The organism is Gordonia sp. p3-SID1431 (assembly GCF_025143765.1).
GTDB lineage: Bacteria > Actinomycetota > Actinomycetes > Mycobacteriales > Mycobacteriaceae > Gordonia > Gordonia hongkongensis.
Window position 1 is genome coordinate 1 of record NZ_JAMBDT010000109.1, and the last position, 16,002, is coordinate 16,002.

The 16,002-nt window shown below is 71.0% G+C and carries 2 protein-coding genes; both read right to left on the bottom strand.

Annotated features, from left to right (window positions below; all coding sequences use genetic code 11):
- Positions 1-6,302, bottom strand: a 6,302-nt coding sequence (locus M4D77_RS20465; RefSeq protein WP_259937216.1) for a non-ribosomal peptide synthetase, incomplete at its 3' end; no start/stop codon positions are given.
- A 73-nt stretch (positions 6,303-6,375) separates the two neighbouring features.
- Positions 6,376-16,002 (bottom strand): non-ribosomal peptide synthetase (locus tag M4D77_RS20470; protein ID WP_259937217.1); only part of this gene is annotated, 9,627 nt, incomplete at its 5' end.

A 16,002-nucleotide genomic window follows, 5' to 3' on the forward strand; every position in this document is an offset into this window, starting at 1 on the left:
CCCCCCCCGGCCGGTGCTGCGGTGTCGGACGACGGGGCGACCGACGACAGGGGGTCGGCCCCGTCCGGGGTCGTCGGGTCCTCGCTCTGACCGGTCGTACCGCGGGTCCCGAGATAGTTGAACGCGATCGTCGGCAGCGGACGCGAATGCAGTTGCGCGGCCGGGTCGCCGGGGCCGCGGCCGTCGGCGGCGTAACGCAGCAGGCCGAACCCGATCCCGGAGTCGGGCATGCCGAGGCGTTCTTCCTTGGCCGCCTTGACCGCGTGGACGACGTCGTCGGCCGGATCGAGGGCGAGCGGGGCGATCGAGGTGAACCAGCCGACCGTGCGCGACAGGTCGGCGCGACGCGGGTCCGGGCCGGTGAGCAGGACGTCCTCGTATCGGCCGTGCCCCTCGGTGAGCACGGTGACGGGAGCGGCGTCGGCGATGCCGCGATCATGTTGCCAGGAGCGGACCGCGCGCGCGAGGGTGCCGAGCAGGACGTCGACGACGGACGCCGAGAACGCCTCGGGCACAGTCGTCGTCAACGGGTCGACGATGGCCGGGTCGACGCGGTGGACGATCGAGGTCAGGGTGCCGTATCGGTCGCGGTCGGGGTCGAGCGGCGCACCGAAGTCGGTCGGGACGGCCGGGGAGCGCTCGAGCCAGTACCCGGCTTCGCCACGACGGGCGTCGAGCTGCGCGGTGAGTGCCCGCTGCCACGCACGTTGCGAGGTCTCCTCGGCGCGGACCGCCGCCGGTTGCCCCGCGGTCAGCTGGGCGTGGACGGTGAGCAGATCCTCGATCAGGATCGGCCAGGACACCGCGTCGACGGCGAGGTGGTGCAGTACCAGCACTATTCGTACGGACCGATCCGCCTCGTCGGGAGAACCCTGCGGGGCGGCGCCGCTGACCACCGTCGCGGCGACCAGCCGCCCGGCGGCCGGGTCGAGGCGGCGCGCCGCCTGCGCATGCGCGTCGACCAGCGCATCGGCGAACCCGGCCTCGCCGGGTACGGTGTCCGTCGCCACCGAGACGATCGAGGCGCCGGGATCGAAAGGTGTTCCGGTGGTGAGGGTCCAGGTGTCACCGGTCTGGGTGTCCCCGGTCTGGGTGTCCCCGGCGGACTCCAGGCGCGCACTCAGCATCGGGTGCGCGGCGACCAGCGCGCCGAGCACCTCGCCGAGGTGGGCGACGGTGAGTCCGGCCGGCGCCGTGAGCACCATCGACTGGTTGAAGTCGGCGAGGTCGGCCGGCGTCCGAGCGGCGTCGACGAGCCAGGACACGATCGGCGGGAGATCGACCCGTCCGGCCGGATCGTCGGTGGGCTCCGCGAGCATCGGGGCCCGGTCCCCACCTGCCGACGCCACCCGCGCCATCGCGCGAATGGTCCTCTGCTCGAAGATCTCTCGCGGCGACAGCGACAACCCGGCGGCCTTCGCGGCGGACGCGAGCTGGATGGACATGATCGAGTCCCCGCCGAGCGCGAAGAAGGACTCGGTGACCGAGACGGTGCCGAGACCCAGCAGCCCCGCGACGATCGCCGCGAGGGTCTCCTCGGCGGTCGTCGCCGGTGCGACGTACCCGTCGGCGGGCGTGGTGAACTCGGGTACCGGCAGCGCGCGCCGGTCGAGCTTGCCGCCCGGGGTCACGGGCAGCTCGTCGAGCACCATCGCCGAGTGCGGGATCATGTGTCCGGCAAGCCGATCCGCAGCCCCGGCCAGGACGGCGTCGGCGTCGAGGCGGTCGCCGGCGGAGTCGTCGGCCACGAGGTAGGCGACGAGCCGGGTGCGACCGTGGTCGTCGTCGACCCCGGCCACGACGACCGAGCCGACGCCCGGCTGGTCACCGAGGACGGACTCGATCTCGCCGAGTTCGACTCGCTGGCCGTTGATCTTGACCTGGTGGTCGGCGCGCCCGGCGAACTCGATCTCGCCGGTCGCGGTGATCCGCACCAGGTCGCCGGTGGCATACATGCGGTGGCCCGCCTTGCGGGCGAACGGGTCGGCCACGAACGACGACGCGGTGAGGCCGGGGCGGCCGAGGTATCCGCGCGCCAGCGAGTCGCCGCTCGACAGGTAGAGCTCACCCACCACGCCCTGGGGTACCGGGTGCAGACGGCCGTCGAGCACGTAGGCGGCGAAGCCGCGGACCGGTCGTCCGATGGTCACGGGCGCACCGGGCTCGGATCGTCCGGTGGTCGCCCAGACGGTGGCCTCCGACGGGCCGTAGAAGTTGAACATCCGGCGGCCGGATTCCGGTGTGGCCCACCGCGCGATCAGCTCGGGTGGGCAGGCCTCGCCACCGGTGACGAGGTTGCGGACGGTGCGGCCCCGGCGCGGATCGACGGTCGCCAGCACCGTGGGGGTGATGAGGGTGTCGGTGACCCGATCGCGCTCGAGGATGCGGCCCAGTGCGTCGCCGGCGTACTCCGACGCGGGCGCTACGACGAGGGTGTGCCCGACCGCGATCGACCACATCATCTCCAGCACCGAGGCGTCGAAGCTCGGGGATGCGACGTGCAGGACACGGGTGTCGGGGGCCTGCGCCGGCGTTCCGGTGACCTCGGTCAGCGCGGCGACGAAGTTCGCGATGCCGCGATGCGGAACCCCGACCGCCTTCGGCCGTCCGGTGGAACCGGAGGTGTAGACGAGATAGGCCAGGTCGTCGAGAAGGACCGGCCGATGACGCTCGGCGTCGGTGACGGGTCCACCGGCGACGGCCGGATCGTCCAGCGAGGCGAGTTCGAGCCATTCGCAGGATGATTCTCCCAGCCTGTCCCGCGTCGGCGCATCGGTGATGCCGAGGCGCACACCGGAATCGGCCACCATGAACGCGATCCGGTCACTCGGGTAGGCGGGGTCGATCGGCACGTAGGCGGCACCCGCCTTGATGACACCGAACACGGCGACCACCGACCCGATCGACCGCTCGAGGCCGACGGCGACCACGTCACCGGGCCCGACCCCGCGGGAGATCAACTGGCGAGCCAGACGATTGGTCCGTTCCTCGAATTCCGCGTACGAGATCTCGGTGCCGTCGTGGACCAGTGCCGGACGATGCGGGTCGAGGTCGCGCCGCGCGAGGAGTTCGGTGAGGGTCACCGGCTCGGTGACCCCGCCGTCGGCGGCCGGCGCCGTCTCGCCGACGGAGTTGCGGCTCGGCGCGCTGAGGGCGGCGGCGTCGATGCCGACGATGTCGACGTCTCCGACGGGCAGCGACGGGTCGGTGGCCATCGCGGCGATCACCTGCAGCCAGACCTCGGCGACGCGCCGGATGGTCGCGGCGTCGAACAACGAGGTGGCGTACAGGAAGTCGGCCCGCATCGGCGACGACCCGGTCCGTTCGGACACCGAGACGGTGAGGTCGAACTTGGCGATCGGGGCGGCGGCCCCGAGCGGTTCGGCACTCAGACCCGAGAGCTCCACCCGGTCGATCTCCTCCGGCTGTCCCCCGGCGGCGACGAGGGTGTAGGCGATCTGGACCAGCGGCGGATAGGCCGTGGACCGCTCGGGCGCGAGTTCCTCGATCAGATCATCGAATTGCACGTCGGCGTGCGCGAAGGCATCGAGGTCGGTGGCGCGGATCGTGGCGATGAGGTCGTCGACGGTCGATGCCGGGTCGACGTCGGTGCGCAGCACGAGCGTGTTGACGAACATGCCGACGAGGTCGTGGAGCGCGGCGTCGGGGCGGCCGGCGATGGGTGTGCCGATGACGACGTCCCGGGTCGAGGCGAGCCGCGCGACGGTGACGGCGAGTGCCGCGTGCAGCACCATGAACATCGTGACGTCGCGGTTGCGCGCCACGTCTTCCAGGGCGGCGGCGAGCGCGTCGTCGACGGTCACGGACTCGACGGCGGCCGCGGTGTCGAGCACGGCCGGCCGCGGGCGATCCATCGGCAGGTCGGTCACCGCGGGCAGATCCGCGAGGACCTCGCGCCAGTGCGCGAGTTGACGACCCATCGGTGCGCCGGGATCGTCGGCGGCGCCCAGGTATTCGCGCTGCCACAGCGCGAAGTCTGCGTACTGGACCGCGGGCGCGGCGACCGGTGGTGCGGCGTTCGTCCGGGCCAGGTACGAGCCGAGCAGGTCGCGCACGAAGACCGGGGTCGACTCACCGTCGAAGGCGATGTGGTGCACGGTGACGACGACGTCCACCACGTCGTCGGCGCGGCGCAGGACCCTGACCCGGAGGGGGAACTCGGCGGCGACGTCGAAGCCGGTGGTCGCGGAGACGAACAGATCATCCTCGGTCTCCACCGCCTGCCAGTCGAGGCGGGCGCGGGCCGTGTCGGCATCGGTGACGAGCTGGAACGGCCCCTGTTCGTCGCTGGGGTAGGTGGTGCGCAGGATCTCGTGGTTGGCGACCACGTCGCCGACCGCGGCCGCGAGCGCGTCGAGGTCGAGGGCTCCGGTCAGCCGCAGGGCCATCGGGATGTTGTAGGCCGCCGAGGCGGTGTCGAACTGGTTGATGAACCACATGCGGCTCTGCGCCGTCGACAACGGCAACCGCGCGGGCCGCGGCATCGCGGTGACGCGCGGGACGCTCCGGCCGCGTCCGGACACCAGGGCGGCCAGATCCCGCACCGACGGCGCGTCGAACAGGTCGCCCACCGACACGTCGACGTCGAGCAGGTCGGCCACGCGCGCCGCCACACGCGCCGCGGACAGCGAGTTGCCGCCGAGGTCGAAGAACGACTGCGTCACGCTGACCCGGTCGGCGCCCAGCACATCGGCGACGATGGCCGCGATCGAGGTCTCGGCGTCGGACTCGGGTGCGGCGAATTCCTCGACGGTGAGTTCGGGGACCGGCAGCTTACGCCGGGCGACCTTGCCCGCACTGTTCAGCGGCAGCTGCTCGAGTGCCATCCACACCGTCGGCCGCATGTAGGCCGGCAGTGTCCGCGCGACAACCGATTTCACCGCGTCGATGTCGACCGACGCCGGCGAGACATAGGCGACGAGGTGTGATTGCCCGGACACCTTCGCCACGGTGGCGGCCGCGTGGAGGACACCCGGCGCCGACATGAGGACGGACTCGACCTCCCCCAGCTCCAGTCGCTGTCCGCGAAGCTTCACCTGGAAGTCCGTGCGGCCCAGGTATTCCAACTGGCCACGCGCATTCCAGCGGACGAGATCGCCGGTACGGTACAGACGTTCACCGGGTTCACCGAAACCGTCGGTGTTGTCGGCCGCCTCGCCGCGCGCGGGAGCCGCGAAGGGACTGGCGACGAACCGTTCGGCGGTCAGGCCGGGCTGCGAGGCGTAACCGCGGGCGAGTTGCACGCCCCCCAGATACAGCTCCCCGGGCACGCCCGAGGGCACGAGCTGAAGTCGCGAGTCGAGGACGAGGGTGGTGGTGCTCGGCACCGGGACGCCGATCGGCACCGACGTCTCCCCCGCCCGCACCTGATGAGCGGTCACGTCCACCGCCGCCTCGGTCGGACCGTACAGATTGTGGACCTCGTTGCCCGGCAACGCCGCCACCAACGCCTGCGCCACCGGCGCGGTCAACGCCTCACCCGAGGTGAACGTCAACCGCAACGACGACAGCTCACCCACCCGATCGCCCAGGACATCCAGGAACACCGACAACATCGACGGCACGAAATGGATGACCGACACCTTCTCGGCCGTGATCAACTCGGCGAGATACCGCGGATCACCATGCCGATCCGGCTCGGCCACCACCAACGTCGCCCCCACCGCGAACGGCAGGAACAACTCCCACACCGACACATCGAACGTCACCGGCGTCTTCTGCACGAAGACGTCCGAGTCCTTGATCGCATACCAGTCCCGCATCCACTCCAGGCGGTTCACGATCGCCGCGTGCGACACCGTCACACCCTTCGGACGACCCGTCGACCCCGAGGTGAACAACGTGTAGGCCGCGTCGGCGGACTGGAGGGGCGCAAGCCGTTCGCCGTCGGTGACCGGTGCGGTGGCGGGGTCGACCTCGACTGTCGTGTCGACCACCAGCGCGGTGACGTCCGTCGGCAGCGCGACAGCGGATTCGGCGGCGACGAGAACGAGCCGGGCATCGGCGGTGTCGAGCATGTACCGGGTGCGGTCGGACGGCGCGTCGACGTCGAGCGGGACATAGTGTCCGCCCGCCGCGACGACGCCGTGGATGGCGACGAGAAGCTCGACCGACCGCGGGATGGCGACCGCGACGGCGACGTCGGGTCCGACACCGATGGAGATCAGATGACGAGCCAGTGAGTCGACCCGTGCACCGAACTCGGCGTAGCTGACGCGACGCGAACCGAACACGATGGCCGGTACGTCGGACCTCGTCGCCACATGCACCACATCGGTCACCGTTGGGCCTCCATCTCGCCTCGTCGCCTGCCGTCTCGTCCTGCGTTCCCCATTCCCCCTGTGTTCGCTGCGCTCAGTCATCCCCACCGGGACCACTGCCGTCGGAACCATCGTGACCGTAGCGACCCGCGTCCCCGTTCAGGCCGTTGTACCCGTCGGGGTCGACGAGGCCGTTGTACCCGCCGCGACCGTTGTACCCGACCCCGCGGCCGGCCACACCGTTCTCGCCGACTTTCGGCTCCCCCGCGCCGGGCTGCCGGGATCCGATGATGCCCGGCAGGGTCGCACCGGTCGGCCGCGTCGCGGCACCCGCCGACCAGGCCAGCACGCGATCACGTTCCGCGGGCGTCACGAGCGGACACTCCCCGACCGCGGCATCCGGTCGGGCGGTGAGCCCGTCGAGGAGCGTAACCAGGCGCTGCGCGAGCAGTTCGACGGTCCCCTCGTCGAACAGGTCCGTGGCGTACACCATCGACGCCGACCAGGACCGGTCCGGACGGGCGACCACCGCGACCGTCAGGTCGAGCTGGGCGGACGTGACCGGCGACTCGAGTGGCGCGACCCGCAGCCCCTCCGCCTCGAGCACCGGTGAACCGCTGCCGGCGTTGGTCAGCGTGAGCATGACCTGTGCCAGCGGCGAGAACGCCCTCGACCGGGTCGGGTTCAGACGTTCGACCAGTGTCTCGAACGGCACGTCGGCGTTGGTGAAGGCGTCGAGGTCGACGACCCGGGTGTCCTCGAGCAGTTCGGCGAAGCTCATCGACGGGTCGACCTCGGCCCGCAGGACCAGGGTGTTGACGAACATACCGATCAGCTGGTCGATCTCGGCGCGTCCGCGACCCGCGATGGGCGTGGCCACCGCGATGTCGTCGGTCGCGGTGACCCGGGCGAGCAGCACCGACAGGCCCGCGTGCACCACCATGAACGGCGTCATCCCGCGGTCGCGCGCCAGCGCCGAGATCCGCGTCGCGACCTCGTGTGGGATCTCGAAGTCCACCCGCGCACCCCGCATCGACGCCACGGTCGGGCGCGGGCGGTCGGCGGGCAGCTCCAGCACATCGGGAACCCCGGCGAGCTGACGCAGCCAGTACGACAGTTGCCGGCCGACCACCGACGTCGGGTCGTCGACCGCCCCGAGCTCGCGTTGCTGCCACAGTGCGTAGTCGGCGAACTGGACCGGCAGCGGCGGCAGCTCCGGCGTGCGGCCGGCGGCACGGTCGCGGTAGGCGGTCACGACATCGGCCAACAGCGGCCGCATGGACTCACCGTCACCCACGATGTGATGCAGCACCGCGAGCAGGACCCACGAACCCTCGCCGCGTTGCCACAACCGGACCCGGACGGGCACCTCGGTGGAGACGTCGAAACCGGCCGACAGCGCGTCGAGAAGCTCGGCCTCCGAGGCACATTCGACGAGCCGGGGCAGCGCGGCCGAACCGTCGGCGTCGTGGACGACCTGCGTCGGCCGGCCGTCGACGGCGGGGAAGGTGGTCCGCAGGATCTCCTGCCGGGCGACGACGTCGCCGATCGCCGCGCTCAGGGCCTCGACGTCGAGCTCGCCGCCGAGTTCGACACCGATCGGCAGGTTGTACGCCGCCGACGCCGGATCGAGGCGGTTGATGAACCAGATCCGCTGCTGCGCGAACGACAGCGGGATCTCCGCCGGTCTGGGCTCGACCCGGATCACCGGAGCGCGCAACCCGCCGCGGTGTTCTCCGAGAGCGGCCAGGGCGCGCGGGGTCGGGGACTCGAACACGTCCCGGACGCCGATGTCGGCGTTCAGCGCATCGCCAACGCGTGCGGCCAGTCGGGTCGCCGACAGCGAGTTGCCGCCGAGGGCGAAGAAGTCACCCGTCACCGACACCGCGTCGACGCCCAGCAGGTCGGCGAAGACGGCCACGACGCGTGCCTCGGCCGCCGTCTCCGGGGCCACGAGGTCGTCCGCCGCGATCTCCGGGGCGGGCAGGGCCCGCTTGTCCAGCTTGCCCGTCGGGGTGAGCGGCAGGGCGTCGAGCACCGTGATCGTCGCCGGGATCATGTACGTGGGCAACCGATCCGCGAGATGGTCGCGCAGATCGCCGACGTCGACGGCAGGCGCCTCCGACGCCAACACCACGTAGGCGGCCAACGACGACGCGACCGGCCCGCCCACCCCGAGCACCACGGCCGTCTGGACACCGGGATGCGAAGTCAGCGCGTTCTCGATCTCGCCGAGTTCGATGCGCAGCCCGCGCAGCTTCACCTGGTCGTCCGAACGTCCCAGGTACTCGAGCACCAGCTCACCCGACGCCGAGCGCACCCACCGGACACGGTCGCCCGTGCGGTACATGCGATCGCCGGGCACCCCGAACGGGGACGCCACGAACCGTTCGGCGGTCAGTTGCGGGCGCCCGAGGTAACCGCGTGCCAGCGAGACGCCGGTGGCGTACAGCTCGCCGGCCATCCCGACGGGCACCGGCGCCAGGCGCTGGTCGAGGACCAGCAGACCGGTACCCGGCACGGGCGCGCCGATGGTCACCGGTCCGTCCGGATCGAGCGGACCGCTGATGGTGACCGCCACCGACGTCTCCGTCGGACCGTACGCGTTGTGGAACGCGACCCGGTGCGACCACGCGCGGACGAGGGCGGTGGAAACCGCCTCACCACCCGAGGCGAGCATCCGCAGTGCGGGCAGCTCGTCGGGTTCGACCGTCGCCAGCACACTCGGTGTCAGGAACACGTGCGTCAGCGCGTGCTCGCGGAGGAATCCGGTGAGCACCTCGCCGCCGACGACCTCGTCCGGCCGGTAGACCAGCGTCGAACCCGAGGTCGAGGCGAGCAGCCACTCGAGCACCGAGGCGTCGAAACTCGGTGAGGCGTAACCGAGTACACGTGAACCCGGACGGATACCGAACCGCTGCGCCTCGGCGACCGCAAAGGCGTGTGCACCACGATGGGTGACCGCGACACCCTTGGGCACACCGGTCGAGCCGGAGGTGTAGATGACGTAGGCGAGCGCGTCGAGACGCGGGGCACCCGACACCTCACCCGGGGTGAGCGGACTGCCGTCGACCTTGCGCACCGCCTCGGAAAGGGTGTGCACATCGATCGACTCGACCTCGCCCGGGACGTCGACGCCCGAATCCGGTCCTCGTCGATCGGACGTGATGACCAGTCGCACACCGGAATCGGTGATCATGTGCGCGATGCGATCGGCGGGCAGCGTCGGGTCGACGGACAGGTACGCCGCACCCAGCTTCGCCAGGGCCCACTGCCCGACCAGACGGTCGACGGTGCGTCCCACCGCGAGCCCCACCACGTGATCGACGCCGATCCCCCGACCGGTCATCCACCGCGCGAGACGATTCGAGCGCTCGTCGAGCTCGGCGTAGGTGAGCGATGCGCCGGTGCCGTCGGTGACCGCGACGGTCTCGGCATGCGTGGCCGCGATGTCGGCGAAGACCTCGCCCAGCAGTCGCGGCTCCGGCGCCGCCGGACCGTTCACCGGGGCGAGTTCGGCGGCTGCCGCCGCGTCGAGCAGGGCGATCGCCGAGGTCGGCCGATCCGCATCGTCGACGGTCGTCCGCAGGATCTCGCGCAGTGCCGCACCGAACACCCGCACCTGGTCGTCGGCGAAGGCCGACGGGAGGTACTTGAGCTTCAGCAGCAGGCGATCGCCCGACGGTGACGACGCGAGGTTGAGCGGATAGTGCGTCGAGTCGTCGGCATCCACGCCGACGATCTGCAGACCACCGGCCAGCGACGTGTCCGCCGTCGACAGCGAGTCGGAGTCCACGGGGAACGACTCGAACACGGTGAGGGTGTCGAAGAGGGCACCCATCCCGGCCAGCGCGGTGAGGTCGGCGAGGCCGACGTGCTGATGGTCGAGGACTGCGACCTTGTCGGCCTGCATCGCGGCGAGCACGTCACCGATGGCGGCGGTCGGATCGACGTCGACGACGCTCGGGACCGTGTTGATGAACAGGCCGACCATGCCCTCGACACCATCGAGGTCCGACGGGCGGCCCGACACGGTCTCACCGAAGGCGACGACCCGGTTACCGGTCATCCGCGACAGCAGTACCGCCCACGCGAACTGCAGGATCGTGCTGACCGTGACCCCGCGCTCGCGGGCGAGCCGATTGATCGCGGCCGTCGTCCCGGCGTCGATCCACTCCTCGTGGTTGCGCGGCAACGAGGTGGTCGTGGCCTCCTCGGCGCCGGAAACCAGCGTCGGTTCCTCGAGCGGCGACAGCACCTCCCGCCACGCGGCGAGACCCGCGGCCCGGTCGGTGGCGGCGAGACGCCGGACGTGATCGCCGAAGTCGGTCTCCGCGGCGATGGTGGCCGTGTACGGGCCGACCCCGGCGTAGAGCGCGAGCAGGTCCGCGAGGACCAGCGGCCCGGACCAGCCGTCGAGCAGGATGTGGTGGTTGGTCACGATCAGGCTCAGCGTCGTCGCGGAACCGGCGGCGTGCTCGACACCGACGAACCGCATGAGCGGCGGATTCTCCAGATCGAACGGCGTGATCCGTTCGGCGTCGGCGATCTCGCGCACCCGCTGTGCGGCCCCGAGGTCGTCGAGACCCGCCTCCAGGGACACTTCGGACCACGGCAGGTCGACGCGCGGGGGCACGACGGTCACCAGTGCACCTCCGGGCGTACGCACGTACCCGCTGCGCAACACCCGGTGGTGGGCCACCAGTTCCTCTGCGGCCGACCGCAATCGCGAGCGGTCGACGTCGCCCCCGAGGTGCAGGACCGCCTGGGTGACGTAGACGTCCACGCTCGCGGCTCCCGCCGACAGCCCATCGTCGACGGCCGACGGGTCTCGCGACGCCATCTGCGACTGGAAGTACAGACCGGACTGCAGCGGCGTGAGTGGCCAGACGTCCGCACCCGGGAAACGCACCGCGAGCGCGTCGAGTTCGGCCTGGGTGACGGGCGTGCCCGGCACGTCCGACGGCGAGCGGCCCGGGTCGCCGACCGCGGCGACGTGCTGCGCGAGCGCGACGAGTTCATCCGCCCACAATTCGGCGAGCGAGGCGATGTCGTCGGTCCCGAACAGTGCCGACGGGAAGGTGAAGTTGGCCGTCAGGCGCCGGGCATCGCCGTCGCTCTGCGTTCCGACGTTGACGCTCAACGGGTTCAGCGCGACCATCGCGCCCGACACCGACGGCGGCATCCCCGGTGCGCTCGGCGCGCCGGTGAACGGGATGACGTCGTGCTCGGGTTCGGCCGCGGGGCGTCCCGCGCGTCCGGCGCCGAAGAAGTTGAACCCGATGCTCGGCAGCGGACGCTGCGACAGCTCGGTATCGGCGCCGTAGCGCAGCACACCGAAACCGAGCCCGCCGTCGGGTTGCCCGAGGCGTTCCTCCTTGGCCGACTTCACCGCATGGGCGACGTCGGTGGACGGATCGACGGCGACCGGGGCGATCGTGGTGAACCAGCCGACCGTGCGGGACAGGTCGACGGCGCGTTCGCCGTCGGCGGTGACGATCTCGTCCTTGCGGCCGTGGCCCTCGACCAGGACCGTCACGGGTGCGACGTCGGCGATGCCGCGCGCGGCCTGCCACGCCCGGACCGCACGGGCGAACGTACCGAGCAGGACGTCGTTGGCGTTGCCGCGGAACGCTTCCGGCACCGAGGTCAGCGCGGCCTCGGTCACCTGCGCGTCGAATGAGTGGACCACCGACACCTCGGTGGCGAACCGGTCCCGCGACGCGTCGAAGTCGATCCCGAGATCGGTGGGCCAGGCCGGGAGCCGCTCCAGCCAGTACGGCAGCTCGGTCGCGCGCCAGTCGGCCTGTGCGCCGACCGCGTGGGCCCACGCCCGCTCGGACGTCGCCTCGGCCCGCAGCGCGATCGGCTGACCTGCTGCCCGCTGCGCCCATCCGATCACCAGGTCCTCGACGATGATCGGCCAGGACACCGCGTCGACACCGAGATGGTGAATCGCCAGGACCACCCGACCGACGCCGTCGACGTCGGTGACGATGCCGGCTGCGACGAGCACGCCGGTCGACGGATCGAGGTGTGCCAGCGCCTCGGCATGCGCGGCGCGCACGTCGGCGTCGTGGCCGGGGGTACCCACCGGTGCGGTCGAGGACCGCGCGAACACGTACGGCGCTGCGCCCGGACTGTCGGTGTGCGAACCATCTGGGCTCTCGCCGGAACCGGCGACGAGTTGCCAGCGGTCGCCGTCGCGGGCGAGACGGGCGGACAGCATCGGGTGTACCGCGATGAGCTCGGACAGCAACTCCGACAACGCGTCCACGGTGAGTCCCGACGGCCCGTGGAGCACCCGGTACTGCGAGAAGTCCGCGAAATCGCCGGGCTCCGATGAATGCTCGATCATCCACGACATCACCGGCAGGAGCGGCATGTCGCCATGCGCACCGCCCGTGGGTTCGTCGAGCGACGGCAGGCGATGAGCCTCGCCGGCGACCACGCGGGCCATCGCCCGGATGGTGCGTTGCTCGAAGATGTCTCGCGGCGTGAGCGTGAACCCCGCGGCGCGAACCGCCGAGGCGAGCTGGATCGACATGATCGAGTCGCCGCCGAGCGCGAAGAACGACTGGGTGACCGACACCCGCTCCAGTCCGAGCAGACCCGCCACGATGCTCGCCAGGGTCTCCTCGGTCGCGTTGGCGGGCGCGACGTAATCGGCGTCGAGCCCCGCGAAGTCGGGTGCGGGCAGGGCGCGGCGGTCGAGCTTGCCCGCGCTGTTCAGCACGACGTCGTCGATCGGCATCCACAGGGTCGGACGCATGTACTCCGGAAGTGCCTGCGTCACCGCGTCGCGCAGGACCTCGATGTCCACGGTCGACGGCGCGACATAGGCGACCAGATGCTGTCCGCCGCCCGGCGCGTCGGCCACCGTCACCGCGGCGTGCACGACCCCGGGCGCAGCCGCCACGACGGACTCGATCTCCCCGAGCTCGATGCGCTGGCCGCGCAGCTTCACCTGGAAGTCGGTGCGGCCGAGGTATTCGATCTCACCGTCGGTGTTCCACCGCACGAGGTCGCCGGTGCGGTAGAGCCGCGAGCCGGGCCGGCCGAACGGGTCGGCCACGAAGCGTTCGGCGGAAAGTCCCGGCTGCGCGGCGTACCCGCGGGCCACCTGCTCGCCACCGAGATAGAGCTCGCCCGGGACTCCCGTCGGGACCGGGTTCAGCCGCGCGTCGAGCACATGGGTGGTCGTGTTCCAGACCGGCACGCCGATCGGCACGACCGACGGTGCCCGGGTCACGTCGGCGTAGGCCACCTCGACCGCCGCCTCGGTGGGACCGAACAGGTTCACGATCCGCACGTGTGGCAGCAGCTCGTGGGCACGGGCCACCACCGCGGGCGGTAGCGCCTCACCGGAGGCGAACAGCCAGCGGAGCGTACCCAGGCGCGAGATCGTCTCGGCCGGTACGACATCGAGGAACACCGACAGCATCGACGGGACGAAGTGCACCGAGGTGGCACCGCTGGACGCGATCAGGTCGGCGATGTAGAGCGGGTCGGCGTGACCGCCCGGTTCGGCGATCACCATCGTCGCCCCGGTCAGCAACGGCGCGAACAGCTCCGGCACCGAGACGTCGAAGGTGTACGGCGTCTTCTGGATGATGCGATCGCCCAGGGTCCAGGGGTACTCGTCGAGTCCCCACCACAACCGGTTGGCCACGGACGCGTGCGAGACGGTGACGCCCTTCGGCCGTCCCGTCGAACCCGAGGTGAACAGGGTGTACAGCGCGTCGTCACCGCGGATGGGCCGAACGCGCTCGGCGTCGGTGACCGGCGGAGTCGACCGATCGATGTCGCGGGTCGAATCGACGGTGACGCGCCGGATCCCGTCGTCGAGACCGGACAGGTCGGCCGCCACGGGCCGCGGTCCGACGAGGAGGACCCGCGCGCCCGCGGTCTCGACCATGTAGCGCACGCGGTCGCCCGGGGCCGCGGTGTCGATGGGCACGTACTGTCCACCCGCCGCGGTCACCGCGTGGACCGCCACGACCATCTCCACGCCGCGATCGATGCACACCGCCACCGCGACGTCGGGACCGACGCCCAGCGCCAGCAGCTCGCGCGCCACATCTGCGACCCGGGCTCCGAATTCGCGATAAGACAGCTCACGGTCAGCGAAGGTCAGCGCGATCGTGTCGGGATGCCGGGTAGTGCCGGCCTCTACCCCGGCGACAACGGATTCCGCTGCGATGACGATCTCGGTGCCACGGGACCGACGCAGTATGTCCGCAACCTCGGCGGGTTCGAGGAGCGCCGCCTCGGCCACCGGCGCCTCGGTCCGCGCCGTCAGCTGATCGAGGATCGCGACGAACCTGCGGGCCAGCTGAGCCACGGTGTCCTCATCGAAGAGGTCCCGTGCAAACACGAATTCAAGCGGCCAGTCGCCGTCGCCCTCGGGGACGGTGACACCGACGGTGAGGTCGAGTTTCGCCGGCGGGTCCGCGGGCGACATCGGTTCGATGTCAAGACCGGCGACCGAGGCCGGCGCCGTGTCGGCTCCCATCTCAGGTATCGCGGTCTGGCCGAAGGTCAACATCACCTGTGCGAGGGGTGCGAACGCTTCGGATCGCACGGGGTTGAGTCGTTCGACGAGCGTCTCGAACGCGACGTCGGCGTTGGCGAACGCCTCGAGATCGGTCTCGCGCGCCTGCTCGAGGAGTTCGGCGAACGTCATCGACGGGGCGATCTGCGTGCGGAGGACGAGGGTGTTGACGAACATACCGACCAGCGGGTCGAGGACACGCTGGCCGCGTCCGGCCACCGGCGTCGCAATCGCCACGTCCTCCCCCGCCGACAGACGCGCCAGCAGAACCGCGAGCGCCGCATGTACCACGATGAACGGCGTCGCGTCGGCCTCGCGAGCGAGGTCGCGCACGCGGTCGCCGATCTCGGCCGGTATCACCGCACCGACCCGGCCGCCCCGCTGCGAGGCGACGAGCGGCCTCGGCCGATCGAACGGCAGCGTGAGCACCTCGGGCAGATCGGCGAGTTTGTCTGCCCAGTAGGACAACTGGGCGCCGATCACCGAGTCCGGGTCGGACCCGTCGCCGAGGACATCGTGCTGCCATAGCGCGAAGTCGGCGAACTGGACCTCGAGCGGTTCGAAGTCGGGTGCCCGCCCGGCGACCCGCGCGTCGTAGGCGTTCATCACGTCGGCCAGGAGCGGATTCATCGATTCGCCGTCGGCAGCGATGTGATGGACGACCACTGCGACCACGGATCGGCCCGGCTCGACCGGCCAGACCCGCGCACGGACCGGCCAGTCGGCGCTCACGTCGAAGCCCGCGACGATCGCGCTCTCCAGCTCGCGCTGATCCGCCACGATCCCCCAGTCGAGGCGTTCGGCGATCTGCTCGCGCGGATGAATGAGCTGATATGCCGCCCCCTCGACGGAGGGGAAGGTGGTGCGCAAGACCTCGTGGCGGCCCACCACGTCGGCCATCGCCTGGCGCAGTGCGTCGGTGTCCAGAGGTCCGGTCACCTGCAACACCACCGAGATGTTGTAGGTCGGAAGCGACGGATCGAACTGGTTGATGAACCACATCCGTTGCTGTGCGAACGACAGCGGAACGAGTTCCGGCCGTTCGGCATTCGCGACGATCGGGGGCAGCGCCGCGGCGTGTCCGGACACCTCGCCCACCAGCGCACGTACTGTCGGCGCCTCGAACAGGTCACGCACCGAGGTCTCGACACCGAGTACCTCGCCCAC